Source organism: Halobellus sp., from assembly GCF_042218505.1.
In the GTDB taxonomy this organism is placed as follows: domain Archaea; phylum Halobacteriota; class Halobacteria; order Halobacteriales; family Haloferacaceae; genus Haloquadratum.
In genome coordinates this window covers 51,138-76,134 of sequence record NZ_JBDGQZ010000006.1, presented here as the reverse complement: position 1 = coordinate 76,134, position 24,997 = coordinate 51,138, and the positions used below count along the sequence as shown (strand labels likewise).

Annotated in this window: 24 protein-coding genes; 15 read left to right on the top strand and 9 right to left on the bottom strand. The window is 63.4% G+C overall.

What is annotated here, in order from left to right:
- Positions 1–19 precede the first annotated feature (19 nt).
- Entirely contained in the window at positions 20–1,267 is a 1,248-nt protein-coding gene (locus ABEI27_RS01740) for an FAD-dependent monooxygenase (RefSeq protein WP_375797694.1), read from the bottom strand.
- 143 nt (positions 1,268–1,410) lie between these two features.
- Positions 1,411–1,734 carry a hypothetical protein gene (locus ABEI27_RS01735; RefSeq protein ID WP_375797693.1) on the bottom strand — a complete coding sequence of 108 codons (324 nt, stop codon included), beginning with the start codon at positions 1,732–1,734 and terminating at the stop codon, positions 1,411–1,413.
- A 156-nt stretch (positions 1,735–1,890) separates the two neighbouring features.
- Here ABEI27_RS01735 and ABEI27_RS01730 point away from each other — a divergent pair, with 156 nt between their 5' ends.
- Positions 1,891–2,334, top strand: coding sequence for a MaoC family dehydratase (locus tag ABEI27_RS01730; protein WP_375797692.1), 444 nt, complete (start codon positions 1,891–1,893; stop codon positions 2,332–2,334).
- A gap of 114 nt (positions 2,335–2,448) precedes the next feature.
- The gene (locus ABEI27_RS01725; protein ID WP_375797691.1) at positions 2,449–3,807 is read left to right on the top strand and encodes a methyl-accepting chemotaxis protein; all 1,359 of its coding nucleotides are present in this window, start codon (positions 2,449–2,451) and stop codon (positions 3,805–3,807) included.
- Between the two features lie 61 nt (positions 3,808–3,868).
- Here ABEI27_RS01725 and ABEI27_RS01720 read toward each other — a convergent pair whose 3' ends face one another.
- Positions 3,869–4,273, bottom strand: coding sequence for a universal stress protein (locus ABEI27_RS01720; RefSeq protein ID WP_375797690.1), 405 nt, complete (start codon positions 4,271–4,273; stop codon positions 3,869–3,871).
- A 228-nt stretch (positions 4,274–4,501) separates the two neighbouring features.
- On the opposite strand from ABEI27_RS01720, the gene ABEI27_RS01715 reads away from it, so the two are divergent.
- The 3 genes from ABEI27_RS01715 (at position 4,502) to ABEI27_RS01705 (ending at position 7,987) form a co-directional block, all read left to right on the top strand.
- Complete coding sequence (locus tag ABEI27_RS01715) at positions 4,502–5,005, top strand: gamma carbonic anhydrase family protein (protein WP_375797689.1); 504 nt, start codon at positions 4,502–4,504, stop codon at positions 5,003–5,005.
- Positions 5,006–5,281: 276 nt separating this feature from the next.
- Positions 5,282–6,049, top strand: a complete 768-nt coding sequence (locus tag ABEI27_RS01710; RefSeq protein ID WP_375797688.1) for an IclR family transcriptional regulator — start codon at positions 5,282–5,284, stop codon at positions 6,047–6,049.
- A 384-nt stretch (positions 6,050–6,433) separates the two neighbouring features.
- On the top strand, positions 6,434–7,987 hold the full coding sequence (locus ABEI27_RS01705) for a class I adenylate-forming enzyme family protein (RefSeq protein WP_375797687.1): 1,554 nt from the start codon (positions 6,434–6,436) through the stop codon (positions 7,985–7,987).
- A gap of 57 nt (positions 7,988–8,044) precedes the next feature.
- Here ABEI27_RS01705 and ABEI27_RS01700 read toward each other — a convergent pair whose 3' ends face one another.
- Positions 8,045–9,451: an SLC13 family permease gene (locus ABEI27_RS01700; protein WP_375797686.1), complete on the bottom strand. Its 1,407-nt coding sequence runs from the start codon at positions 9,449–9,451 to the stop codon at positions 8,045–8,047.
- A gap of 134 nt (positions 9,452–9,585) precedes the next feature.
- Between ABEI27_RS01700 and ABEI27_RS01695 the strand changes: the two genes are divergently transcribed.
- Positions 9,586–10,224: an MBL fold metallo-hydrolase gene (locus tag ABEI27_RS01695; RefSeq protein ID WP_375797685.1), complete on the top strand. Its 639-nt coding sequence runs from the start codon at positions 9,586–9,588 to the stop codon at positions 10,222–10,224.
- Positions 10,225–10,239: 15 nt separating this feature from the next.
- Here the strand turns inward: ABEI27_RS01695 and ABEI27_RS01690 are convergent, their stop codons facing one another.
- A complete protein-coding gene (locus ABEI27_RS01690; RefSeq protein WP_375797684.1) occupies positions 10,240–11,007 on the bottom strand; it encodes an ABC transporter ATP-binding protein in 768 nt (255 codons plus the stop codon).
- 140 nt (positions 11,008–11,147) lie between these two features.
- On the opposite strand from ABEI27_RS01690, the gene ABEI27_RS01685 reads away from it, so the two are divergent.
- The 8 genes from ABEI27_RS01685 to ABEI27_RS01650 all read left to right on the top strand — a co-directional run bounded on the left by ABEI27_RS01685 (position 11,148) and on the right by ABEI27_RS01650 (position 18,780).
- Positions 11,148–12,647, top strand: coding sequence for a CoA-binding protein (locus tag ABEI27_RS01685; protein ID WP_375797683.1), 1,500 nt, complete (start codon positions 11,148–11,150; stop codon positions 12,645–12,647).
- The gene (locus ABEI27_RS01680) at positions 12,640–13,341 is read left to right on the top strand and encodes an acetate--CoA ligase family protein (protein WP_375797682.1); all 702 of its coding nucleotides are present in this window, start codon (positions 12,640–12,642) and stop codon (positions 13,339–13,341) included. The genes ABEI27_RS01685 and ABEI27_RS01680 overlap by 8 nt, the downstream gene beginning before the upstream one ends.
- Positions 13,341–13,742, top strand: coding sequence for an acyl-CoA thioesterase (locus ABEI27_RS01675; protein WP_375797681.1), 402 nt, complete (start codon positions 13,341–13,343; stop codon positions 13,740–13,742). Before ABEI27_RS01680 ends, ABEI27_RS01675 begins: the two co-directional genes overlap by 1 nt.
- A 134-nt stretch (positions 13,743–13,876) precedes the next feature.
- Positions 13,877–14,065, top strand: a complete 189-nt coding sequence (locus ABEI27_RS01670; protein ID WP_375797680.1) for a hypothetical protein — start codon at positions 13,877–13,879, stop codon at positions 14,063–14,065.
- A 194-nt stretch (positions 14,066–14,259) separates the two neighbouring features.
- The gene (locus ABEI27_RS01665; protein WP_375797679.1) at positions 14,260–15,336 is read left to right on the top strand and encodes a cupin domain-containing protein; all 1,077 of its coding nucleotides are present in this window, start codon (positions 14,260–14,262) and stop codon (positions 15,334–15,336) included.
- 177 nt (positions 15,337–15,513) lie between these two features.
- Complete coding sequence (locus ABEI27_RS01660; protein ID WP_375797678.1) at positions 15,514–16,833, top strand: ABC transporter substrate-binding protein; 1,320 nt, start codon at positions 15,514–15,516, stop codon at positions 16,831–16,833.
- A 22-nt stretch (positions 16,834–16,855) separates the two neighbouring features.
- Positions 16,856–17,734 carry a branched-chain amino acid ABC transporter permease gene (locus ABEI27_RS01655; RefSeq protein ID WP_375797677.1) on the top strand — a complete coding sequence of 293 codons (879 nt, stop codon included), beginning with the start codon at positions 16,856–16,858 and terminating at the stop codon, positions 17,732–17,734.
- A complete protein-coding gene (locus ABEI27_RS01650) occupies positions 17,731–18,780 on the top strand; it encodes a branched-chain amino acid ABC transporter permease (RefSeq protein ID WP_375797676.1) in 1,050 nt (349 codons plus the stop codon). The genes ABEI27_RS01655 and ABEI27_RS01650 overlap by 4 nt, the downstream gene beginning before the upstream one ends.
- Positions 18,781–18,958: 178 nt before the next feature.
- Here the strand turns inward: ABEI27_RS01650 and ABEI27_RS01645 are convergent, their stop codons facing one another.
- The 4 genes from ABEI27_RS01645 to ABEI27_RS01630 all read right to left on the bottom strand — a co-directional run bounded on the left by ABEI27_RS01645 (position 18,959) and on the right by ABEI27_RS01630 (position 23,532).
- A complete protein-coding gene (locus ABEI27_RS01645) occupies positions 18,959–19,663 on the bottom strand; it encodes an ABC transporter ATP-binding protein (protein ID WP_375797675.1) in 705 nt (234 codons plus the stop codon).
- A gap of 122 nt (positions 19,664–19,785) precedes the next feature.
- Positions 19,786–20,664, bottom strand: a complete 879-nt coding sequence (locus ABEI27_RS01640; RefSeq protein WP_375797674.1) for a fumarylacetoacetate hydrolase family protein — start codon at positions 20,662–20,664, stop codon at positions 19,786–19,788.
- Between the two features lie 465 nt (positions 20,665–21,129).
- Complete coding sequence (locus tag ABEI27_RS01635) at positions 21,130–22,026, bottom strand: SDR family oxidoreductase (protein ID WP_375797673.1); 897 nt, start codon at positions 22,024–22,026, stop codon at positions 21,130–21,132.
- A 6-nt stretch (positions 22,027–22,032) separates the two neighbouring features.
- Positions 22,033–23,532: an aldehyde dehydrogenase family protein gene (locus tag ABEI27_RS01630; protein WP_375797672.1), complete on the bottom strand. Its 1,500-nt coding sequence runs from the start codon at positions 23,530–23,532 to the stop codon at positions 22,033–22,035.
- A gap of 216 nt (positions 23,533–23,748) precedes the next feature.
- On the opposite strand from ABEI27_RS01630, the gene ABEI27_RS01625 reads away from it, so the two are divergent.
- Positions 23,749–24,981, top strand: a complete 1,233-nt coding sequence (locus ABEI27_RS01625) for an MFS transporter (RefSeq protein WP_375797671.1) — start codon at positions 23,749–23,751, stop codon at positions 24,979–24,981.
- Positions 24,982–24,997 lie beyond the last annotated feature (16 nt).

Genomic DNA, 24,997 nt, shown 5'->3' with positions numbered 1-24,997 from the left:
CGACCTCGTCGGGGCGCGCTCAGTAGTTGGCGCGTCCGGTCGAGGCGATTGGCGGCGCCGTGTGCGGACCGTACGGGGCGTCGTCGAGGTACTCGCCGGCCGGTTCGAGGTAGTCGGCGAGCGTCGCGGCGGCCTCCTTGCGGAGCACCGTCACGGGGCTGTCGCCCTGGAGATAATCGAGGGCCTCACCTGCGGCATCGATGTTGTAATCGGCTGCACGCTCCCGACGTGCCGCATAGAGTTCGACCTCGTCACGGGCGACGGCGTCGTTCGAACGCATCGCGACGGCGACCGCCGAGGCGGCTTCGTCGGCGTCGGCGACACAGGAGTTCATTCCACGGGCACCGAACGGCGCCAGCAGGTGTGCGGCCTCGCCAGCGAGCAGGACGCGGCGGTGCTCGTCGACGAAGGAGTCAGCCTGCACCTGGAGGAACTTGTACGTCGAGGTCCACTCGATGTTGTCGACGTACTCCTCGCCCATAATGTCGCGGACGAACTCTCGCATCCGTTCGTCGCTCGCAATCTCGTCGGGGTCGTCGTCGCCGAGGCACTGGATGTCGAGCCGCCAGCCGCCGGTAAACGGCACGAGCATCACGTTCCGGCCGTCGGCGTTGGGTGAGTCGTAGTGGAAGAGCCGCTCGAACGGAATCGGCTCCTCGTCGATCGCGTTGTCGTCCAGCGTCGAGACGTCGACGATGATGAACGAGTTCTCCGACTGGGTCCCCTCGAACTCGGAGCCGATCTCGCTCCGGACCTGCGAGCCGCCGCCGTCGGCACCGATGAGGTACGGCGTCTCCCACTCCTGACCGTCGGCGGTCTCGACGTGGACGCTGTCCGGCGTCGATTCGACGGTCTTCACACCGGCGTCCCAGTGAATATCGATGCCCGCTGCGTCGAGCGCTTCGTGCATATACTGCTCGGTGACGACCTGCGGGAGGCTCGAGAAGTGCGGGATCTCGCTGTCGCCGCCCGGGTTGTCGTAGGTTCGTCGGAAGACGGTCTTGCCGCGCCACTTCGTGTGACGGGTGGGCCAGACGAGACCCTCTTCGACGAGGTCCTTGCCGAGGCCCGGATGGATCCGTTCGAGGGTTCTGAGCGTCGCACCGTGAACGTAGATGGCCCGGCTGCCGTCGCGGTCGCGGTCCTCGGAGTCTGCCTCGACAATTGCTGCGTCCACACCCCGGGCGTGAAGCCCAAGAGCTGCCGCCATCCCCGTCGGTCCCGCACCGGCGATCAACACTGGCTGGTCGGAGTCAGTTGAACTCATCGTCTACACCAAATGATTACGACAGGCTGCACATAATGATTGCGGTCAGACCGGGGTGAGACGGCCAAAAACGAGTAGTACGGCCGCCATACCAGGGGCTAGTCTATCGGCGGGCGGTGCGACTGCGTGTCGGTGGAAGTGCCTCAGTTCAGGCCGAGTTTCGTGGCGACCCAGTGGTCGCGGACCGCGAAGACGAGCTCCTCTTCGTCGTCGAAGTCTGTCGTCTCCGCGACGAACTCGTTCCACTCGCCACGGGGGATCAGTTCGAGTTCCGACGCGGAGGACGCCGAGGAGGGACTTTCGGCCACCATCTCGTCGAAGGTGTCGAACGCAGTGTGCGCGGTCATAAATGCCTCGTCGAAGAGTTCTTCGAGGGGTACTTCCTCGTCTTCTGCGACGATGTCCCGCGGGTTCGGCAGGTCCTCGGCTTCCTCAGCAGCCTGTTTAAGATTGTCCGGTAACGCCATACCAGGGCATTTGGTCTACCGTATATAAACCTTTCTGGTCCGCACGTCAGCAATTGTCATACGCCGCCGACCCGTCGCCCGGATCGAGGAACTGCGACCGATATGGATCAGGTGACTGTCGAAGGACTTTCCACACCGGCACCCCAGATGTAGGTGATGCAATATTACGAGGACATCGAAGTCGGATCGACCGCGTCCTTCGGGTCCTACGAAGTCACCGCCGAGGAGATCAAATCGTTCGCAGCGCAGTACGACCCGCAGCCGTTTCACATCGACGAGGAGGCGGCCGCGGAGTCGATGTTCGGCGAACTCGTCGCCTCGGGATGGCACACGATGGCGATGTGTATGCGGATGGTGAGTCAGAACCCCGAACCGGTGGCGGTCCTTGCCGGCGTCAGTGCCGACGAAATCCGGTGGCACAAGCCGGTGACGCCGGGGCTCCGTCTCGAACTCCACACCGAAGTCATCGAAAAGCAGCCTTCGGACCGCGACATTAGCGGATTCATCACCCGTGGTATCGAAGCGCGCGACCAACACGGAGACACTGTGGTCACGTACGAGACGACGGCGCTGGTCAAAACCCTCGAATACGACGAGTAACCAGGAGCAGATTACGCTCCCGGGACGCGCGCTGCGACAGCGTGTCGCATCGTAGTATCACTATTGAAAACCAGCCGGACAGGTTAATGTGTCCCCACCAGTCATCCAGAGTTGATGACGAAGCAAAGTCCGGTACCGCGGGACGCAACACTCGTCCCTGACTTTTCTGAGATACGTGACGATGCCGAACGCTACCGTGCTGAACGCGACCACTGGCGCAGCCTGTTCAACCAACTCGCCGCAGGGATTCCAGAGCCGGTAATCGCCGTCGACGACGACGGCCGACTGACACACTGGAACGAGATGCAGACCGAGTTCACCGGGCTCCCGGCCGAAGAGGCCCTCGGAAGACCCGCCCACGAGGTGATCGGGACCGAAGCCGTCACCGAAACGCTCGCGGAGAAAGTCGCGCGGACTGGCGAGCGGATCAGAGAGAACGACGTCCGGACCATCACCAGCGCCGACGATGAGAAGCGTCACGGTCGGGCGATGGGTGTCCCCTTGACGGCGCCCGAGGGTGGTGTCGTCGGGTCCTTCGAAATCCTCTATCGCGTCACGGACCTCGTCAAGCAACGGCAGTCGATGCAGGAGGTCCAGACCCGGGTCCGCGAAGACCTCGAGGAGACCGTCGGAGGACTGGAGTCGGCCTCTTCACAGGTGACAGAGAACGTCGACGTGATCGCCGATGTCGCAGAACAGGAAGCCGAGCACGTCCGGGACGTCGACGACGAGATCCAGACGTTCAGCGCGACGACTGAGGAGGTCGCTGCGAGCGTCGAGACCATCTCGACGCAGAGTTCCGAGACGGCGGACCTCGCAACCCAATCGGAGGAGTCGACGAGCGAACTGCTGCAGACGGTCGCAGACGTCGCCGACGCCAGCGACCGAATGGCTGACGACGCGGTTGATCTCGCCGACCAGGTCGAAGAGATCGACGACGTCGTGGCCGTGATCGACGACATCGCCGACCAGATCAACATCCTGGCGCTGAACGCCTCGATCGAAGCCGCTCGGGCCGGTGAGGCCGGCGAGGGCTTCGCCGTGGTTGCCGACGAGGTAAAATCGCTCGCAGCGGAGTCCAAACAGGAGGCTGAGCGGATCGAAGGGCTCGTAGAGTCGGTCGCAACGATCGCCACGGAGACAGTCAACGGGGTCAAACAGACCGCAGAGCGGGTCGACGAGATCGAATCGCAGATCGAGACGGTGAACGAGAACCAACGCGAGATTCAGGACGCGATCGCGGACGTCTCAGAGCAATTAGAACAGATCGCAACCGCCACCGACGAGCAGGCGTCGAGCGCCGAGGACATCTCTACGATGTTGGGAACGACTGTCGAAGGCGTCGAACGGATCGCCGACGAAGTGGCCGAACTCGCCGCCGCCAATCAACAACAGAGCGACCAGGTCGCCGAGATCCGGCAGAGCGTCGAGTCACTGGAGCGAAACCTGAACGCCGTGATCGACGAGAACTGAGACGGCAATCGGGTCGTGAAACCGTCTGCCCGACGGCGATCCGTGGACAGGTCTCGAACCGTTACGTTTCTCCTGGAGTGCTGCCACAGACGAGCACGGGACGATGTGTGCCGAGAATGACGTCCTGCGTTACGCTCCCGAACAGCGCCTTTCCCGCGGGCGAGCGCTTGCGCCCACCGACACAGATCTGATCGACATCGTACTCCTCGGCGAACCGCAGGATCTCGTCGGACGACGACCCGCTCGCCTCCAGCAGATTGACGTGGACGCCGGCCGATTCGAGTCGTTCTTGCGCCTCTCGAACGGCCTCGACCTGCTGCACCGAGGCTCCTTCGGGATTGTCGGAGAACACGTGGAGAATGTACACCTCCGCGCTCTCGGCGGTATCGACGATGTCCCTGATCGCGTTGGTCTGTGCGCGGGCCTGTGGCAGTTCGTCGTCGAGTGCGAGTAGTATTCGAACCATACGCTACCTCCGCCGGCCACCCACTTATAACTCCACGGTCGTTCCTGCAGGATCGAGCCGAGCAAAACCTGCGCCCGTGCGACGATTCGAGCGCTCACAGCGGATCGACAGTTGCGTTCGACACCATCGAATACGACGAATCGGCAGAACTGGCACACGGGCCGCGGGGTCTGCGCTGGTTGTCGCCCAGCGCGTGGTTTTATGACCGACGCCGACGGCAGCGTCTCTATGCAGCGTGTGTTCGAAGGAATGAAACCGACGGTAGCGGAGACGGCCTTCGTCTCGGAGATGGCGTATCTCGTCGGGGATGTCGCCGTCGACGGCAGAGCGAGCGTCTGGCCGTTCGTCTGTCTGCGAGGGAACGACGGCGGGGTGACCGTCGGCACGGAGACGAACGTTCAGGAGTTTACCACGCTCCACGGCGCGACGCTCGGTGACGCGGTCACGGTCGGCCACGGAGCTGTCGTCGACTATGCGACGGTGGGTGACCACTCGCTCGTCGGAATGCAGAGTGCGGTGATGCGAGGGGCGACCGTCGAGGACCACTGCATCGTGGCCGCCAACGCAGTCGTATTGCAGGACCAGACGATTCCCTCGGGCCATCTGGCGTACGGGACACCCGCCGAGACTCGGCCACTGACCGACGAGCAACTGACACAGATCAACCGAACGCACGAGACGTACGTCGAACTTGCCAAGCGGTTTCGAACCGCTGGACTCGGTCGCGAGTAGATGGCGTAACCGAATCTGATATACTGGTGTCACGGAGGGAGACCTGCCCGACCTCCGTCCCGCCGTCACGATTGTCGTTTCGACCCCCAGTCTTGCCATTTTGTTCCTGAAAATATAGAACTATTATAGTAACAGCCGTACGGTTGTTATGAGTCCCAACGACCACAGTTATATTCGACATCATCGAACAAAATGGGACGTAAGACGGGGTGCTATTTACTTGTACGTCGAAAACCCGCACGATAAATACTTACTCGCCGCACCGTGAGAATACGTATGAAATGGGACGCGACCACCGGGCGCGGAATCAAGTCCGACGAGAAATTGTTCGACATCGTCGAACTGATTCGGGACCGAAACGGAGCTGGCGTCACGGAAATTGCTGACTCCCTCGGGATCGCCAAGAGCACCGCACATGGCCATCTCACGACGTTGCGCGATCGGGGGTTCGTCGTCAAACGGGACAGTACGTACCATCTCGGGTTGAAATTCTTCGAGTACGGGCAGTACGTCCGCAGTGAACTGGACATTTTCCAGTCGGGAATGCTCGTCGTGGACAGACTCGAACGGGAGACCGACGAGATGGTCTGGCTGATCACACATCAGAACGGGAAAGCGATGTACGTGTACGGCCGCGCCGGCGACAACGACATCAACGTCAACGCGCTCCTGGGAACCCGAGCGTATATGCACTGTAACTCCGGTGGGAAAGCCATCCTCGCTAACCTTCCCGAGAAGCGAGTCGATCAGATCATCGACCGACACGGATTACCCGAGCAGACTGACAACACGATCACCGATCGTGAGCGCCTCGGTGAGGAACTCGCGCGGATCAAAGAACAGGGCTACGCGCTCAACCTCAGCGAGGACATCGACGGGATCCAGGCGATCGGTGTCCCGCTCACCGTCGGCGACGAGATTCAGGGGGCACTGAGCGTCGCTGGACCCGCCCATCGGATGTCGAAAGATCGGTGTGAAGGCGAAGTTCTCGACCGCCTCCGGGCCGCGACCGACGAAATCGACCTCACGCTCGCGTACCAGTAACGACCGGTCCCGGAGCGGTTCGGCCCGTCAACCGAAAATCAATCCGATCGAACGGAGGAGAACTCCGCCGGCGCACCCCTGACAGGCGGCGAAAAACAGCAACGCGGCGAACACGTACGCGAGTCCGATCTGCAGCCGGACGGTTCGCTCTCCGTCGGTTGTCGCAGTTGCAACGAGACACCCCCGCCGGGGGCGCTGTCGCCGCGAGTGCCGGCACTGGATCGATCGTGAGGACGCCGACCACGCCCGCGACATACACGATCCGTCCCGCTGTGCCCGAATAAAACTACTCGTCAGACGCTGATTGTCGCGCAAAGACGGACGACCCGTCCACAATCAAAACAATTAATGTCGCGGTTCCGTTGTAGATTTCTAACGTTCATTATGAAGCTCAACGACGCCCTTGCCCGAACGGTCCGGTGTCACCCCGACAAACCCGCACTCGTGACCGACGACGGGCGGTCGTTCACGTACGCCGAACTCGACGAGCGGAGTACACGACTGGCGAATGCACTCACATCGCGCGTCGGGTCGGCTCGAGTCGCCGTCCTGACGATCAACGACGTCTCCTCGATCGAGTCGATGTGGGCGGGCAACAAACGGGGATCGGCCACTGTCCAACTCTCGTATCGAGCCACGGTGACCGAACTCGCCGAGATGTCTTCGACGGCCGACGCGGAACTGCTCCTCTTCGACGATCACAACCTCGAGAACGCGCTCGAACTCGTGGACTGCGGGGTGTTCGACCAGGCAATTTATGCAGGCAAGGAGGCGCTCGACCACGAGGCCGTCGAGTCCTACGAAGCCGTCCTCGACGACGCGTCGCCCGAACTCGACGAGTCGCTACCGCACGGTGAGGAGTGCGCAGTCCTGCACACCAGCGGCACCACCAGCGTTCCCAAGACCGTCCAGTTCGATCAGGATCAACTATGGTACGGTGCCGTCCAGGTTGTTATGGAACACGGCATCGACGAGACCGACGTCGCGCTGTGCACGTCGCCGTGGTATCATATGGTCACGACCGACGCGTGGCTCTACCCGCACTTCGTTGCGGGCGCGACCGTCGTGCTTCACTCCACGTTCGAGCCTCGGGAGGCGCTGGAACTCATCGAGTCCCACGGCGTCACAGGGCTGCTCGCGGTCCCGACGCAATTGAAGGCTCTCAACGACATCCAGCGCGGCACCGGACGGACGTACGACTCCGATACCATCGGGTACATCCGGACCGGCGGGGCGATCGTCACGGAGACTCTCATCGAAGCGACACACGAGTACCTCAGTGAGCAAGTCTACAACACCTACGGAATGACCGAGGCGGGCCCAAACCTCTCGTTCGCGCACCCGAGCGCCCAGGAAGAGCATCCCGGGACCATTGGCAAGGAGTCGTTCACCTGGGAGATCCGCGTAGTCGAGAGCGTCCCGCTCGACGAGCATCCCGATCCCGAGGCGACCGTCGACGCCGGCGAACGGGGAGAGATCATCGCCCGCGGACCGGGGATGTCTCAGGAGTACATCGACAATGAGGCGGCGAGCGAGCGCTCGTACTTCGACGGCTGGCTCCGCACCCGAGACGTGGCGCGGATCGACGAAGAGGACTACCTGTACATCGTGGACCGCGTCGACAATATGATCCTCAGCGGCGGCGAGAACGTGTACCCGGCCGAAGTCGAGCGCGTACTCGGCAACCACCCCGATGTCACCGAGGCGTGCGTCTTCGGCCAGGACGACGAGCAGTGGGGACAGGTCGTCACAGCCGTGGTCGTCGTCGAGGAGGGCGTCCAACTGACCGACGACGAACTCGACGAGTACTGCCTCCAGCACGACGGCCTCGCCGATTTCAAGCGGCCGCGGGCGTACGCGGTCACAGAGGAGGGGCTGCCGCGGTCCGACACGGGGACGATATTGCGCGAGCAGTTGGTCGGCCGGTTCTTCGAGTAGTCCACCGCCGTCTGCTACTCGCCTCGTGCCGCCGACCGGAGGGCGTCCGCAGCACTCTCAGAAGAAGAGGACGAAAATGCCGATCTGAATCGGCAACAGCACCACGTACGTCGCAATGGTGCAGATGCTCGCCATTCGGCTGAGTTCGACCGTGTCCACTACCCCCAATCCCAGAATGCCGACCAGCACCGCCGACTGGTAGGGGAAGAAGTACGCGTTCAGCGCCACGCTCTCGATCATCGCGATCGGCACGAGCGGGAGCCCGGCACTCTGCGCGAAGGAGACGAAGACCGGCGTGATGACGCTCGCAACCGCAAGTCCTTCCATCAAGAACGCGAGTCCGGCGGAGATCCCCAGAACGAAGACCAACACGACCGGTAGCGATGGGTCTGCCGGGAGGTACGATAAGAGCGACTGCGCCGCCAGATCGGTGAAGTTGGTTCGCTGGAGGCCCTCGGCGATTGCGAAGATCGCACCCAGAAAGAAGAGAATCGAGAAGTCGGTCTCGCCGATAGCGTCGTGGTCGATGACGCCGATCCGTGGCGCGAACGCGAGCAGCGCGACCACGACCGCTCCGAACAGCGGGTGCAGGCCGTGGATGAAGTCGGTCGCCCAGATCACGACACCGACAGAGAGGAATCCGAGCATCCGCCGCTCAGACGGCGAGGCGACGGTCGTCTCGATGTCGGCGTCGGACATCGCGTCGCTGTCGCTCGGCCGATAAAGGAGGTAGGTGACAATCACGGTCAGAGCCACGCGACCGATCCCCATCACTGGGCTCATAAACAGCGCCCATTGGGCCCACGAGATCGCTGGACCGCCGCCGGACTCCACCAACCCGCTGACGATGATGTTCGCGAGCGACGCGGTGAGAAAGCCCGATCCGCCGTAGTAGGTCGCGAAAAGCGGCCCGAGAAAGAGCCCGATCTTCGCACTCCGTTCGGTGAACAGATCGCCGAGCGACTTGAGGATCGGCGCGAGGATGAGCACTCTGACGAGCGAGGACGGCACGAGGACGGCGAGCGCCAGACTCCCGAGCGAAAGGACGACCAGGAGGTAGCGATACACCGCGATAGCGTCGGTCGTAATCCGCTCGGGCATCCGACAGAGCGTGATCCGCTCGACGAGTTCGGCCAGACCGCTCTCGCTTGCGGCTTCACCGATCAGGAGGCCGACGACGACGAGCCAGGTTGCCGGCGAGCGGAAGCCGAAGAGCGCCAGTTCGGTCGAGAACCCGACGCCCATCAGGCCGATCCCCACCAGCGCGGTGAACCACGGTTTGACCGGCGTCCCGATCCAGAGCGCGACGCAGAAGACGGTGATCGCGAGCATCCGGGCCGCATCCGACGCGAACGGCGCGAACTCCAGGACGCCGCCGGCCGCCAGAACGCCGGCAGGAAGCGCGAACCAGGACGGATCGAACGGGACTGCAGTGAGCGCGCGCGTGGGGAGTCCTTCAGACATAACCGTTCGTTGCGGAAGACGTCACCGCGGTCGGTTATGAGGATGACGATGCGTCCGGCGATCCGTCGCCTCTCATCGAGCAGTCGTGCTCTCGCGACGTACGTTTATACCCCCCTCCGATCTATAATTTCCTGATGACTACTGAGATTCCGAAGGTCACCGAAATCGTGGCGGACGTATACGACATTACTGTCAAACAAGCCCCCGACGCTCGATGGCGAGTATTCCTCTTCGACGGCCCGACGCCGACGCTCGTCGACGCCGGGTTCGCTGACACCGTCGACGTCGTGGCCGCCGCCGCTGAGGAACTCGGAATCACGCCCGAACGAATCATCATCACGCACGGCGACGGCGACCACGTCGGGGGGCTCGGAGGGCTCGTTGACCGATTCGACCTCGAATCGTGGGTTCCCGAGGCGGTTGAGGTCGAGGTCGAACCGGATTACCGATTCGGTGACGGCGACGAGATCGGACCCTTCATCGCCGTGTCGATCGCTGGCCACGCGCGAGGTCACCACTCACTCGTCGACGAGGACCGCGGGATCGCTGTCATCGGTGACGCGCTGTTCGGATCTGACACTCGCGGCCTGCCGCCGGGCTACTTCGTGCTACCGACGGCTCACTACTCCGATGACCTCGGACGGGCCGACGACGAACTATCGAACTTTCTCGCGTACGACTTCGACGTCGGCCTCCTCTATCACGGGACCAACGTGACAGAAAACGCGAGCGAGAAGGTCGCCGCATTCGTTGATTTCGGTGGCAAGCGCTGAGCGCGGCGAAGACAATTAGTCGCCGGCGATCGCTTCGTCGTCGGCGATGGCGTCGGAGAGGTCCTTGCCGGCGTGTTCACCGAGGTACGCTTCGATGACCTCGTCGTCGTTCTGGATTTCGTCGGGCGTCCCCTCGGCGATGAGTTTCCCGTTGTCGAGCACCATCACGCGTTCGCTGACGGACATCAGCGCGCGCATCACGTGGTCGATGAGGAACACTGTCTTGCCCTCGTCGATAATATCGCCGACGAGATCGATGATGCCCTCCGTCTCTTCAGGATCGAGGCCGCCGGCGACCTCGTCGAAGAGGACCATCTCGGGGTCAGTCGCCAGCACCCGGGCGATCTCCAGTCGCTTGAGTCCCCCGACGCTGAGTTCGCCCGGGTCGGCGTGCATCTGATCGCCGAGGTCGACGAACGCCAGCATCTCCCGTGCTCTCGCCCGCGTGTCGTCGAATTCGCGACCGCCGTACTCCGCGCCCACGACGACGTTTTCTAAGAGCGAGAGGCTCTCGAACGGCCGGACGATCTGGTGGGTCTTCGCCAGTCCGCGGTGACAGATCTCGTGTTGACTCTTGCCGGTGATCTCGTCGCCGTCGAAGTACACTTTGCCCTCCGTCGGCGGGTGAACGCCGGTGATCGTCCGGAAGAGCGTACTCTTGCCCGCGCCGTTCGGCCCGATGAGTCCGACAGCCTCGCCCCGTTCGACGGTGAACGATATGTCCTCGATCGCGACGACCCCGCCGAACTTCTTCGTGAGGCCCCGGCCTTCGAGTAGCGTCATTGTCGGCTCATACCCTATGCGCAATCATAAACTTACGGAATGAGCGAGTCGAGTCGACATTCCGACTCGGGCCGGCGGCACCGACGAATGGGCGGCACACAGTGGAAAACGCTTTGTCGGAGTTCCCGCTATGTTGGGCCGTGACGCTTGGTCAGTTATTCGACCCCTCGGGCGTCGCCGTCGTCGGCGCGTCCCAGACCGAGGGCAAGATCGGATACGAGGCGATGGCGAACGCGGTGACGTTCGACGGTCCCGTCTACCCGGTGAACCCCTCGACGGAGGGTGAACTGTTCGGACGAGAGTTTCTCGCGTCGGTGACGGACATCGACGGCGAGGTCGACCTGGCGCTCTGTTGTGTCCCGGGACCAGCGGTCTCGGACGTTCTCGAAGAGTGCGGTGAGGCCGGAATCGGCGCGGCGGTCATCTACGCCAGCGGATTCGCCGAGGCCGGCGGAGAGGGCGAAGCGCTCCAGGAGGCCGCTGTCGAAGTCGCCGAGGAGTACGACATCTCGTTGCTCGGCCCGAACACGAGCGGGTTCCTCGTCCCGTCGCTCGACCTCCGGTGTTCCTTCGCCACCGGGGCCGAGGAGGTGCCGGATGGGAACGTCGCAGTCGTCGCCCAGAGCGGCGGTGTGGGACTCGTCCTGGCGTTTCAGTCCCGTCGGCAGGGCCGCGGCGTGTCCGCAGAGGTCGGCCTCGGGAACCGTGCCAACGTGGGCTTCGCCGAGGCAATCGAGTACTTCGACGGCGACGAGCAGACCGACGCCATCGTCCTCCACATCGAGGGGACTGACGACGGTCGCCGAGTGCTTGAAGCCTGCCGGGAGAGCGATACGCCCGTCGTCGCGTACAAAGTCGGTCAGTCGGACGTCGGCGACTTCGCGGAGTCGCACACGGGTGCTCTCACGGGCGATCATAAACTGTATACCGCGGGGTTCGCCCAGTACAATACACTGACCGTCGACGCGACCGACGACCTTCTGGACGCGGCCGCGGCGCTCGCCACCGCTCCCGAACCTGGTGGACCGAACGTGGGTGTCGTCACGGCCCAGGCTGGCCCGGGTATAATCATCTCCGATCGAATCCAGCGCGCCGGTGGACGGTTGCCGGAACTGACCGAGGAGACCCAATCGCGCGTCGACGAGATACTCCCCGGACTCACCTACGCCGACAACCCCGTCGACAGTGGCCGGCCGATGCCTGAATTCGGCGACGTCGTCACCGCCGTCGCCGAGGACGACCGCATCGACATCGTTCTCGTCTACGAACTCTTCGAGGCGTCGATCGGGTTCCCAATCGATGCCCTCGAGAACCTACCAGCGCGCGTGGACAAGCCAGTCCTCTTCGCGACAGAGGGAATCGAGGAGGACCTCCGCGAAGAGAAATCCAGCCTGGAAGCCATCGGAATCCCGACCTTCCCAACGCCGGAACGTGCGGCCGACGCCGCTGGCGCGCTGGCGCGATACGCCAAGATGCACGCCGGTGAGAACGCCGCGACCGACGGGGGACGCGAAGACAGCCGGACCAACGACGATAGCAGGACCAACGACGACACCGGGATCAAAGACGACAGCGGGTCCGCCAACGACTGGACTTCCACCGCGGTCAACGACGCGACGGAGGTGGGTGACGATGAGTGAACCAGCCCCAATCGCGTCGGCCCGAGCCGAGGGGCGAGTCACGCTGACCGAGGCTGAAGGAAAGGAGTTGCTCAGATCAGTCGGTATCGATACTCCCACCTTCTCGGTCTGTGGGAGCGCCGACGCGGCAGTGGACGCGGCGACAGAGATCGGATACCCTGTCGTGGTGAAGCTGTCGGCGGCGGCGGTCACCCACAAAAGCGACTGGGCCGGCGGGGTCGGCGTCGGTGTCGGTCTCGAGGACGCGGTGGCAGTTCGAGACGCCGCGACGACGATCCTCGAGGCGGCAGACGAACGGGGGATCGACGCAGACGTCCTCGTTGAGTCGGCGGTAGACACCGAGCGCGGCACCGAGGTGATCGTCGGGGGACTCCGCGATCCCTCGTTCGGGCCGGTCGTGCTCACCGGACTCGGCGGTGTCTTCACCGAAATCTTCGATGACACGAGTCACCGGATCGCGCCGATTGATCACGCTGAGGCGCGCGCAGCCGTCGAGGACCTGCAAGCCGTCGATCTCCTCCGCGGGTACCGCGGGAATGAGCCGGCGGACATCGACGCACTAGCGGCCGCTGTCGTGGGCGTGGGCAACCTCGTCGTCGAACACCCGATCGCCGAACTCGACGTCAACCCCGTATTGGCGGGGACCGATGGAGTGATAGCGCTCGACGCTCTGGTGGTGCGTGAGGAACATTAATGTTCGAACGAACTTGGACGGTCCGATTCTCGGACACCGACCCACACGGCATCGCTCACTATCCGCGCATCGTCGACGCGCTCCACGAGACCTCAGATATGTTTATGCAGGAGATCGGGTACCCCTTCTGGGACCTCACCCAGGACTACGATTTCGGATTCCCGCTCGTGGATATGGGCTTCGAGTTCGAGGCGCCGCTGAACGCGGGTGACGACGTCCGGATCACGCTGACGCCCGAACCGAGCACGCGCGCCGTCCGCTTCATATACGAGGCCTACGTCGGTGACACGCTGGCGTTTTCGGGCTACGAACAGCGCGTCTGTGCGGAGACGGGTGGCGGCGGCGCAGTGGAGATTCCCGACGAAATCTACGAGCAGTTTGAGGCGTACGCCGAAGAGTAACGCGCTCCGGACAGACTGATCTGTGCTGTCGGAGTTGGATTTCGCGGGACGTGCTCCTCTTGATAGTGCCACCGCCGGGTGTCCTGGCGTCGCCGGACGATACCCTTTTTACACTATCGGGGCATCTGTACTGTATGGCCGAGTTCGAGAACCCATATGCGACGGAGGATCCGTTCGTGGAGGCACACTTCGATTGTCTGGAGTGTGGCGGCAAACTCTGGGAGTACGGGATTCAGCGCCAGATGGTGTGCGAGGATTGCCGGTCAATCTTCCCGACCGAAGAAGTGTTCAGCGCGCAAGCGAAGGCGCAGGCCGAGGCGTAATCGAGCACCGGATCGACGCGCCGCTTGACTCACGGGTCACGAGAGAAAGTGCAACAGAGACGGCGTACAGTGCGAGTCAGAATCCGGAGCACGTGACTCTGCGAGCTCAATTTTCGGCGGTAGCCACTGCTCAACTACCGTGCTGCGTGAACACGTCCAACACACTTATTATCGAGTTTGTCTTACTGAATCGTATGGCACAGCAAGAACCTGAGGAACTCCTAGAGATGAGTTCCGACACCTGGGACATTCTCGAGGAGCACAACCTCCAGCCGCTGTGGGAGATTGAGGACGATATGGGGACTGCTCTCGAGGACCCCGAGGCGGAAATCTGGAAGTGGGAGGATATGCAGGAAGCGATCGACGCGATCGAACGCGACGTTCCGATCTCGGAACTCCCGCCGGGCTTCCAGCGGCGGGTCGCCGTGCCAATCAACACCGCTCACGCCATCTCGAACTCGATCTACGTGGGCGTCCAGACCGTCTCGCCCGGCGAGACTGCCCCCTCACACCGTCACGGAGCGAACGCCCTGCGATTCACCATCGACGGACACGAGGATATGAAGACGGTGGTCGCGGGCGAGGAGTTCCCGATGAACGACAACGACCTGATCACGACGCCGCAGTGGGAGTGGCACGATCACGTCAACGAGAGCGACGAGACCGCCGCGTGGCTGGACGTGCTGGACCTGCCGCTCGTGCTCGACTCGCTCAACGCGAAGAACACGTTCGAGTACCACGAACTCGAACGCCAGCCGGTCACCAAGAGCCAAGGCTACTGGGCGTCTCAGTACGGTCGCGGCCGCGCTCAGGAGGACATAGCGGGCGACGACATTCCCGGACCGTTCGACGGCATTCGCGAGCCGACGCCGCCGTACCGGTTCCAGTGGGATAATATGGTCGAATCCCTCCATCAGCGCTCCGACAACAACGATCCCAACCCACACGACGGCTATAGCCTCTCGTACGTCAACCCGGCGACTGGTGAACCGCCGCTGTTCCCGACGATGTCGTTCCGCGCCCAGTTGATGCAGGATGACACCGATCCGCACTTCCACAATATGACGGAGGTCTTCTTCGTCATCGAAGGCGAGGGGGCCACCCACGTCGGCGACGAGGCGCTCGAATGGGGCAAGTGGGACACCTTCATTATCCCGCCGGACGAGATTCACCACCACGAACCCGACGACGAAGCGACGTTGCTCGCGATGACTGACCGTCCGGTCTTCGAGGCGTTCAACCTCTACGCCGAGGCCACTCCGTCCTCATAACGACGTCCCTATTTTTTATTTACTCGTTTTTTGACCAATATAGTGTGGCAGCGATAGGCCGCTGCTGTGGTCCGATCGAGCGATCATCGTTGGAGGAAGGCCCCAACACGAAGCATCGAGCGCAGCCGTCTGAACCCACCATATTTATATTCTATAATAAGTAACGTCGGGTACGATATGGCTCGTGATGATACGATTCGACGGCGGACATATTTAAAAGGCGCTGGTGCGGCAGGGACAGTCGCGATCACCGGCCTCGCCGGCTGCACCCTCGGTGGGGACGGGGGCGACGGCGATACCGCAACTGACACCACGGAGTCAGACGGCACTGGCACCGACACTGGGACCGGGACCACTCAGTCCGGTGGCGACACCACGCCGCTCGTTGTCGCAGCGACTGTCCCGGAGACCGGAGCGTTCTCCTCAGTCGGCCAGGACCTTCGCCGAGGATACGAGCTCGGGGCTGATCGGATGCGCCAGAACCTCGACCGCGACGTCGAACTCATCATTCGCGACGACGAAAGTGACGCTCAGACGCTTCGAGAGCAACTCCAGGCCATCGTCAGCAACAACGACGTGAATATGATCTGGGGGAGTTTCTCCAGTCTATTAGTCACTGCCGGCAGCGCGTTCGCCGAGAACCAGAACCTTCCGTTCCTCGGCATCGCTTTCGCGTACGAAGCGCCGCACAACAACAGCAACTACGAGTGGACCTACGCGCCGTTCCCGAAGTCCCGTCACGTCGCCGATGCGACGCTCGGAAACCTCCAACTCATCCCGGAAGAGAACCGACCGTCGATCGTCGGCATCTGGGAGCCCAACTCCGGGTGGGGCAAAGAGCAGGCCGACTACTGGGAGCAGACCCTCTCGGAAGCGGGCTACGACATCGCACTGCGGGAGACGTTCGAGATCGGTTCCTCGGACTTCTCGACGCTCATCTCCCAATCACAGAGCGCAGGCGTCGAAGTCCTGCTCTCGAACCCGACGCCGGGAGGGGCGATCACGTCGGTGAACCAGATGCAGTCGAACGGCTGGGCGCCGAAGGTACTGAAGTACGTTCGCGGTGCGGACCCGACCGCCTGGTGGTCAGCGCTCGGGCAGGCGGGCGAGTACGCGGAGATGTGCCCCGGGTGGGTTCCGGGCCTGACTGGCAACGGCAACGCGCAACTTCGAGAGTCGTATCTGTCGACCTACGACACCGACAACCAGTTCCTCCCAGTGTTGGTCGGCGGCTCGTACAACCTCACGCAAACGGCCGAGCAGGCCGTGGCCGCCGCGGGAACCGTTGCCCCCGACGACGTCCAGAGCGCACTGCGCAACACGGAGTTCCAGACCGTCATCGGGAACTTCAATTTCCAGGACAACGGCATCCCGACCGGGTTGACCGCGCCGGTCGGCCAGTGGTGGGACGGCGCGCAGCGGCTCGTGTACCCCGACACGGACTCCGACCGCGCTCTCGAGTTCAAGTACCCCATCCCACCGTGGAGTGAGCGATGAACGCTGACGAGTACGCCTGACAATGGTCGCAAGCGACCTCGTCATCCAGTCAGTCGCAAACGGGCTTCTGCTGGGCGGGATATACGCCCTCGCAGCCCTCGGACTGTCGCTCGTGTTCGGGATTATGGATGTCGTGAACCTCGCGCACGGCCATATGCTGATGGTCGGCGCGTACATCGCCATCCTGGTGTTCGCAGCAACCGGTATCACGCCGCTCATCGGGATGTTCCTCGCAATCACGATTATGTTCGGATTCGGCGTGTTCCTGCAGAAGGTGCTCCTGCAGTACGTCGTCGACGAGGGGTTAGAGCAGCCGATCATCGTGCTGTTCGGCCTCGCGCTGATTCTACAGAACGTAGGTCGGATCATCCTCGGTGGCGACGCCCGAACGGCCGACCTCGGAATCCCGGGGAACGGCTTCGACTTCGGATTCGTGTTCCTGTCACTGCCCCGGACTGTAACGTTCGTCGTCTCGGTGCTCCTCATCGTGGCGACGTGGGCGCTGCTCCAGTACACGAAGACCGGACAGGCCATCCGCGCGACGGCACAGAACAGGACTGCAGCGAAGTATATGGGGATCGACACCGACCGGATCTACGTCATCACGCTCGGAATCGGAACGGCGCTTGCCGGGGCGGCCGGCGCGCTTCTGTCGATGATCTTCCCCATCGACCCGTACGTCGGCTGGTCGTACCTGTTGACGACGTTCGCGGTGGTCGTCCTCGGGGGTGTCGGGAGCGTCCTCGGAACGCTTGTCGGTGGCATCGTCATCGGCGTCTCGGAAAATCTGGGCGCGCTCTTCCTCGGCGGGGGCTACCGTAACGTCGTGAGCCTCCTGATCTTCTTGGGCGTGCTCCTGGTGCGACCGCAGGGCCTCTTCGGCTCGGGGGGTGGCTCGTGAGCCTCCTCAAGCGTGCACCGGGTGGCTCGCTCGCGGAGGACCGCCGGATCCAGGCGCTCGGTGTCGTCGCCGTACTCGCGCTCGCGGCGGTGCCGTTCTCGACGACAGAGTCGCTGACGGGACTCGTTCTGACCGGACTCGTCTACGTGATGCTCGGCATTTCGTGGAACCTACTCGCCGGCTACGCAGGCCAGATCTCGCTGGGCCACGCCGCTTTCTTCGGTATGGGGGCGTTCGTCTCCGCGTGGCTGACGACGCCGACGGCCGCCGGCTTTCCGGCGGCGCTGGATATGCCGCTACTCGTGGCGATTCTACTCGGCGGTCTCGCCTCGGCGCTCATCGCGTTGGTCCTCGGGCCGATCGTCTTCCGACTGTCCGGTCACTACTTCGCGATTGGAACGCTGGCGCTCGCGGCGGTCGTCGAGTTGGTGATGCTCGACCGTCGTGACCTAACCGGCGGCGCGACCGGCTACTACGTCAACGCCGACCTCTCCCTCGGCGAGACAATCTCACACGGCGATGTGATGTTCCTTCTGACTCTGCTCGCGACGGTTCTCACTGTCGTAGTCTCGTACTACATCGTCCGTGGACCGGCGGGCCTGGGAATGAAGGCGATCCACGATGACGAGGACGCCGCGAGCAGCCTCGGCGTCAATCCGCTGAAGTACAAAATGTACGCGTTCGTCGTCTCGTCGTTCTTCGCGGGGATCGCGGGCGCGCTCTACGCGCACCACACGCTGTACATTAATCCCCAGTCGACGCTCGCAGTCTCGTGGACCGTCGACTCGCTCGTTGTCGTCATCCTCGGCGGGATGGGAACGTTCGCGGGGCCGTTCTTCGGTGCCCTGCTGTTCCTGTTCCTCGACAACGGCCTGTCGGCCTTCGTCGGTGGCCTCTCCTCGGCCGTCGAGGGACTGTTCATTATCCTGTTCATCATCTTTCTTCCCTCGGGGCTCTACGGTCTGGTCAAACAGTATCTCGTCGAAGAGACCGCCGACGCCGACGCGGTGGGTGACGAGGTCGACGCGGACCTCGCAAACGACTGACCGAAACCATCCCGGGTTTTGAATCAAACGTCCTCGAAGTGCTTGCTCCGGTTGGTGGACCGTCTAGTGCCGAGAAATGCGGCAAGAAAGGGCACAAATGCGACGTGCAAACGCGACTATCGGCTGAGGAGTGTCACGGAAGCGGAGCAGACTCGTGCATCCGGCCGAAGGCCGTCGCTCACGCACCGAGGTACGACTCTTCGACCCGCTTGTCCTGAGCGAGTTCCGTAGCGGTCCCAGAGAGCGCGATTTCGCCGGTCTTGATGACGTAGCCGCGATCAGCGACGCGGAGGGCGTTGTATATGTCCTGTTCGACGAGGAGGACAGTCGTTCCATCCTCGTTGATCCGCTGGATGGCCTCGAAGACGTCGTCGACGAGAACGGGTGCGAGTCCGAGGCTGGCCTCATCGAGCAGGAGGAGGTCGGGTTCGCTCATCAGTCCCCGGCCGATCGCGAGCATCTGCTGTTCTCCGCCGGAGAGCGTCCCAGCGCGCTGTTTCTTGCGTTCTTCGAGCCGCGGGAAGATGTCGTAGATCCGATCCAGTCGATCCTGCATCCGGGACCGGTCGAGATACGCGCCGAGTTCGAGATTCTCGCGGACTGTGCTTTCGGTGAACACTTCGCGCCCCTCGGGGACGTGTGCGACGCCTTTAGACACGACTTCCTCGTGCGGCATATTGCCGATCTGCTCGCCGTTGTACCTGATCTCACCGTTCATCGGCGAAAGGTCCCCACAGATGGTCTTCAGCGTGGTCGTCTTCCCTGCGCCGTTCGCGCCGAGGAGCGCGACCGTCTCGCCCTCGTCGACTTCCAGGCTCACGTCCCAGAGAACCTGTACGTTGCCGTACGCGACGTCGATGGCGTCCACTTCGAGTAGTGACATTGACTACCACGTGGATTGTCACGGTCTTTCTTAAGCCTACCTTTCGGTCGACGCGCCGCGGGGAGCTCACCGGTCACTTGGCCAGAAAAAGAGCGATGAGCGCAGAGCGCGCCGAGTGCAGCCTACTCCTGCCCGCCCTTCTGGACGTTCGCGTCGGCGTAGCTCACGTCGCGGCCGGTGACGTCGACGGTCATCGAGCCGACGTCCTCGATCTCGGCGTCGATGGTGTCGCCGTCGTGCAGTTCGCTGACGCCCTCGGGCGTGCCGGTGGTGATGACGTCACCGACTTCGAGCGTCGCACCGAGCGAGGCGTACTGGACGACATCGGCGCAGGTGTAGACCATATCGCCGGTGTTCTCGTACTGGCGGCGCTCGCCGTTGAGTTCGAGTTCCATCTGGAGGTCCTGCGGATCGTCGATCTCGTCGCCCGTGACGACGCACGGGCCGATGACGGTGAACGTGTCGTAGGACTTCCGGTTCGAGCGGTCCTGATCGCCGCGGAGCGAGATGTCGAGGAGAATCGTATACCCAAAGATGCGGTCCCACGCCTCCTCGGCGGAGACGTCCTTGGTCTCCTCGCCCATCACGAACGCGAGTTCGACTTCGTGGTCGGTGCGGCGGTCGTCGAACGGCAGTTCGATCCCGTGATCCGGGCCGACGACGCTGGAGGGCGCTTTCAGGAAGTACCCCTTGTCCTTGATCGAGAACCACTCGTCGGTGGTGATGTCCGTATCGGAGATGGCCTCCTCAATGTGGTTCTCGTAGTTCAGCGGCGCGGCGATGACTTTGCCCGGACGGCCGACCGGCGAACCGACGTCGACGGCGTCGACGTTGTGATCGGGGTCTGCGTCCTCGTATTCGGACGCGTCGTAGTCGCCCTCGATGTACTCAACGAGCGGTTCGTCGCTCTCGAGCCCCAGGCGATCGGTGAGGTCGATTACGCCGGTGCCGTCGTCTGTGAGCAGTCCGAGCTGATTGTCGTCGTAACGGACGAATCGCATACCACCGAGTTGGTCGGAATCGGTGATAAAAGGTTCCGTTCCCGGCCGATACCGGGGGGTCGCGGTCACGTCGCGTTTCGAGACCGACACTCTGCCACCTGCCGACGGGGCGGACGTCAAAGCCCGTGATCCACTCGATCGATTTCAGATCGGTCGGTACGGGCGTTCGAGTCGGCGTCGATGCCGCCGTGCCGACCCGTCCCGAGAGAACGGACGCATATCGTCCACTCTCGACCGGCACCGGCCGCGACCGTTCCGGAGTCGTTGCTCCGGAATTAACCCCCAGACGCCCGGCCGAAGACAGCGAGACGGCTGCGGTCCCGATTGTCGCGAGGCACGTCCGGCGCGTCAGGTCTGTCAGTGACGCGGTAATACTCGGAGATAGAGACCCGTGAGACAGATGCGTTCAGAGGAGCCAGACACCCGTTTGAGTCCCGGCCGGGAGGGGACCCAGCGAAGGCGCACCTACAGGTGACTCTCGGTGCGCGACAGGTCGACGGCGGCGGCGACGTCCTCCCGGAAGTGTGCTGCGAGCGAGTCGAGCGTCCAGCCTGCTGGTTCGACGCCCACCGCCTCCATCGCCGGGTCCGAGAGGACGCCGACGCGGTCGCCACCGGCGTACAGCGTACAGCCCGTGATTCCCGCGCTCGCCTCGCTTGCCAAGTACGCAACGAGCGGGGCGACGTTCTCGGGCGGCATCTCCTCGCGGCTGTATGGGCGGTGCTCCTCGGGAACGGTCTCGGTCATCCGAGTGTACCCGTTCGGTACCAGCGCGTTGACTCTGACGCCGGATCGGAGCAGTTCGTTCGAAGCCGAGCGCACCATCCCGAGGACGCCCGCCTTTGCGGCGGCGTAATTGGCCTGTCCGAGACTGCCGCGGGCCGCACCGGCGCTGACCGCGAGGTACGATCGTTCTCGCTCAAACGCCTCGTCGCCATCGTCGGCCATCTCCCGCCAGTGCGCGCCGGCCGCGCGAAGCGGCGCAAACTGCCCGGTGAGGTTGGTTTCGATAACGTCGTGCCAGTCCGCTTCGGTGAGTTTGTAACTGATGCCGTCGCGGAGTATGCCCGCGAAGTTGCAGACGAAGTCGAGACGGCCGTACTCGGCCACCGCGTCCGCGATCAGCGTCTCCGCGTACTCGAAGTCGCTTACGTCGCCGTGGTGGGCGATCGCCGTGCCACCGCTCTCGCGGATGTCGGTCGCGACCGCCTCGGGAACTGACGCGTCGCTTCCGGTCCCGTCGACGGCCGCACCGAGGTCGTTGACGACCACCCGCGCGCCGTGGGAGGCGAGTTCGTGCGCGGCGGCCTCACCGAGCCCGTTGCCGCCGCCTGCGACGATACAGACTGCATCCTGAAGCATCGCGGCTCAGAACGGGTACTCGCGCGGTTCGTGCTGCAGTGAGATCCACTTCTTCTCGGTGACTTCCTCGAGGAAGTCGTCGCTGTTGTAGCCGCCGAGGCCGGACGCCTTCGTGCCGCTGAACGGGACGTGCGCCTCGTCGTTGATACCCTGATCGTTGACGTGGATGTTTCCGGAGTCGATCCGCTTTGCGATCTGGAGACCCTCGCCGACGTCGCCGGCGTGGACGGAGCCAGTCAGGCCGTATTCGGTGTCGTTCGCAATCTCGATCGCCTCGTCGACGTCCGAGAAGGGAATCACCGGCGCGATGGGGCCGAAGTGCTCGTTGCAGGCGGCCGCCATCTCGTTCGTCGCGTCAGAGATCACGGTGGGTTCGACGACGAGCGAGTCCTCGACACCGTCGACTTCGACGGTCCCACCACCCGTTTCGAGGGTCGCACCGGCTTCGAGCGTCCGTTCGACGTAGTCGAGCATCTCGTCGCGCTGGGACTCGTTGATGATGGGCCCGATGACGACCTCGTCGTGAGCGCTTCCGGCCGGGAGCGCCTCCGCGCGCTCGGTCAACTTCTCGACGTACTCCTCGTAGATCGACTCGTGGACGACGTGGCGGTTGATGGAGATACACACCTGACCCTGATGGATGAACGAGCCGAACACCGCAGAGTTGATAGCCTCGTCGACGTCGGCGTCCTCGGTGACGATGTGGGCGTTGTTGCCGCCGAGTTCCATCGCAGGGACCGCGAGGTTCTCCGCGGCGAGACCGGCGACGTGCTGACCGACCTCTGTCGAGCCAGTGAAGGCGACGACGTCGCTGTGGGGATGGCTGGCGAGGTGATCACCGATCTCGGAACCGGAGCCGGTGACGACGTTGATGACGCCGTCGGGGATGCCGGCCTCCTCGGCCAGTCGCGCCCAGAGCAGTCCGCCGACGATGGGCGCATCGGTCGCGGGCTTGAGAACCACCGAGTTTCCGGCGGCCACGGCCGGCGCGAGCGCGCGGGCCGTGAGGTTCAGCGGGAAGTTCCACGGCGAGATGACGGTGACGACGCCCTCAGGTTCACGGTAGACGAGGTTGTCCTTGCCGGGGATGTTCGAGGCGGCCGTCTCACCCTTCATCCGCCGGGGGAGCGTTGCGGCTTCGCCGAGGTGGTCCATCGTGATCTGAACCGCGGTCTCGCCGACGCCGTGGATGCCGCCGATTTCGGCCGTGTTCAGTTCGATGACTTCCTCTTTGTGCTCTTCGAGCGCCTGAATGAGACCCTTGACAGCCTGTTCACGCGCGGCGGGGGGCTGTTCGGCCCACTCCTCCTGTGCCTCGACGGCCGCTTCGTAGGCGTCGTCGACGTCTACTTTTGTGCCCGCAGGAACCTCGGCTACGACCTCCCGAGTCGAGGGATCCTCGACAGGCGTGCTCTCCCCGCGTTCCGATTCGACCCACTCGCCGTCGATATACAGGCTGTTCCAGTCCGCGTCGATACTGTACGGTGACTGGCCTTCGAGTGCCATACAGTGTAATAAGGCGTATTACTAATGAAAGTTTGGTCAGATCCCCGATTTTACCGGCTGTCACCCGGTTACATCGGTGATATCTGAATTTCCACCCGTGTCCTGTGAACGGGTGGCTCACCGAAAAGCAAACCATACAAGACAGTCGAGTCACCAGATTCTGAAGATGACGCGTTATCGCCACCGGTCTCGGAGCACCCTCCCGGAGGGTGTGCGATGACCGACGCCGACGATGCGGCACTCGACTCCCTCACTGGGTGGGTCATCGTCGCACTCGGCCTGACCATCCTCGTGCTCGATTGGGGCCTCATCTTTACTTTTACCGTCTACTCGGACGCGCTCGCCGACGCGTTCGGACTCTCGGGACTGCAGGTCTCGTCGGTGTTCTCGATCACCACCGCCACCTTCTACGTCGCCGGGGGGCTGATCGGCGTCCTCATCGCCCGCGTGCCGCTCCGTCCCGTCGTCGCCGTCGCCGGTATGGGGTTCGCCGCCGCCGTCGGCCTTTTGCAGGTCACTGGCTCGTACGTCGGCCTCGTGGTGGCCTTCGCGCTCGTCGGAATGGCCGGCGGGTCGATGTTCGTCATCGTGGTGTCGCTGGTCCCACAGTGGTTCGAGCAGTACGAGGGCCGAGCGATGGGGATCACGATGATCGGCAACGGACTGGGCATCCTGGTGCTACCACCGGCCTGGATCTGGCTGCTGGCCCGAACCGGCATCCGCAACGCGTTCACCGTCGTCGGTGGCACGGTCGCCGTCGTGGTTCTCGGAGCCAGCCTGGTGTATCGCCGACCGCCAGGCCGTCGGGGCGACGCTTCGCCGGTCGACATCTCGTGGCTGCGCGCGAAACTCACCGACCCGCGATTCATCGGCGCGCTCGCCGGCTTTTCGTTCCTCTGGAGTTGGTACTTCGTCCTCTCGGTCGACGCCGTCGGCGTGCTCACCGCAAACGGGATCGACAAATCGGTCGCCGCGACGGCGTTCGGGATCATCGGCGGCGTCAGCATTGCCGGCCGCTTGGCCAGCGGGGAGTTCGGCGACCGGATCGGAATGCGGGTGACGATGACGAGCGGTGTCGCGCTGGCAGCACTCGCGATGGCAGCGCTGCCGTGGATGGGCTCTCGGCCCGTGATGTACGCATTGCTCGTCCTGTTCGGGATCGGCCTCGGAACCGTCGCGCCGCTCTTTTCGCCGATCATTATCGGCCGCTTCGGGCCCGCGAACGCGACTGCCATCGTCGGCCTGTTCACCCTCGGACAGGCGGCGACGTCGTTTATGACCCCCGTCGCGCTGAACATCCTACAGGACCTCTCGAGCGGCTACACGGTCCCGTTGCTCGCAGTTGGTGGATTGACCCTGCTCGGCGGCGTGCTGTTCTACCGCGGGACCGCCCCGATAAAAGAGACTGAAACCACTGACGGCGTCCCAGCCGACGGAACTGAAACCTGAGTCTCTGCGCGCGACG

Coding starts and splice junctions, on each gene's coding strand:
- ABEI27_RS01740 (WP_375797694.1), bottom strand. CDS start 1,267: ATGAGTTCAACTGACTCCGACCAGCCAGTGTTGATCGCCGGTGCGGGA.
- ABEI27_RS01735 (WP_375797693.1), bottom strand. CDS start 1,734: ATGGCGTTACCGGACAATCTTAAACAGGCTGCTGAGGAAGCCGAGGAC.
- ABEI27_RS01730 (WP_375797692.1), top strand. CDS start 1,891: ATGCAATATTACGAGGACATCGAAGTCGGATCGACCGCGTCCTTCGGG.
- ABEI27_RS01725 (WP_375797691.1), top strand. CDS start 2,449: ATGACGAAGCAAAGTCCGGTACCGCGGGACGCAACACTCGTCCCTGAC.
- ABEI27_RS01720 (WP_375797690.1), bottom strand. CDS start 4,273: ATGGTTCGAATACTACTCGCACTCGACGACGAACTGCCACAGGCCCGC.
- ABEI27_RS01715 (WP_375797689.1), top strand. CDS start 4,502: ATGCAGCGTGTGTTCGAAGGAATGAAACCGACGGTAGCGGAGACGGCC.
- ABEI27_RS01710 (WP_375797688.1), top strand. CDS start 5,282: ATGAAATGGGACGCGACCACCGGGCGCGGAATCAAGTCCGACGAGAAA.
- ABEI27_RS01705 (WP_375797687.1), top strand. CDS start 6,434: ATGAAGCTCAACGACGCCCTTGCCCGAACGGTCCGGTGTCACCCCGAC.
- ABEI27_RS01700 (WP_375797686.1), bottom strand. CDS start 9,451: ATGTCTGAAGGACTCCCCACGCGCGCGCTCACTGCAGTCCCGTTCGAT.
- ABEI27_RS01695 (WP_375797685.1), top strand. CDS start 9,586: ATGACTACTGAGATTCCGAAGGTCACCGAAATCGTGGCGGACGTATAC.
- ABEI27_RS01690 (WP_375797684.1), bottom strand. CDS start 11,007: ATGACGCTACTCGAAGGCCGGGGCCTCACGAAGAAGTTCGGCGGGGTC.
- ABEI27_RS01680 (WP_375797682.1), top strand. CDS start 12,640: ATGAGTGAACCAGCCCCAATCGCGTCGGCCCGAGCCGAGGGGCGAGTC.
- ABEI27_RS01675 (WP_375797681.1), top strand. CDS start 13,341: ATGTTCGAACGAACTTGGACGGTCCGATTCTCGGACACCGACCCACAC.
- ABEI27_RS01670 (WP_375797680.1), top strand. CDS start 13,877: ATGGCCGAGTTCGAGAACCCATATGCGACGGAGGATCCGTTCGTGGAG.
- ABEI27_RS01665 (WP_375797679.1), top strand. CDS start 14,260: ATGGCACAGCAAGAACCTGAGGAACTCCTAGAGATGAGTTCCGACACC.
- ABEI27_RS01660 (WP_375797678.1), top strand. CDS start 15,514: ATGGCTCGTGATGATACGATTCGACGGCGGACATATTTAAAAGGCGCT.
- ABEI27_RS01655 (WP_375797677.1), top strand. CDS start 16,856: ATGGTCGCAAGCGACCTCGTCATCCAGTCAGTCGCAAACGGGCTTCTG.
- ABEI27_RS01645 (WP_375797675.1), bottom strand. CDS start 19,663: ATGTCACTACTCGAAGTGGACGCCATCGACGTCGCGTACGGCAACGTA.
- ABEI27_RS01640 (WP_375797674.1), bottom strand. CDS start 20,664: ATGCGATTCGTCCGTTACGACGACAATCAGCTCGGACTGCTCACAGAC.
- ABEI27_RS01635 (WP_375797673.1), bottom strand. CDS start 22,026: ATGCTTCAGGATGCAGTCTGTATCGTCGCAGGCGGCGGCAACGGGCTC.
- ABEI27_RS01630 (WP_375797672.1), bottom strand. CDS start 23,532: ATGGCACTCGAAGGCCAGTCACCGTACAGTATCGACGCGGACTGGAAC.
- ABEI27_RS01625 (WP_375797671.1), top strand. CDS start 23,749: ATGACCGACGCCGACGATGCGGCACTCGACTCCCTCACTGGGTGGGTC.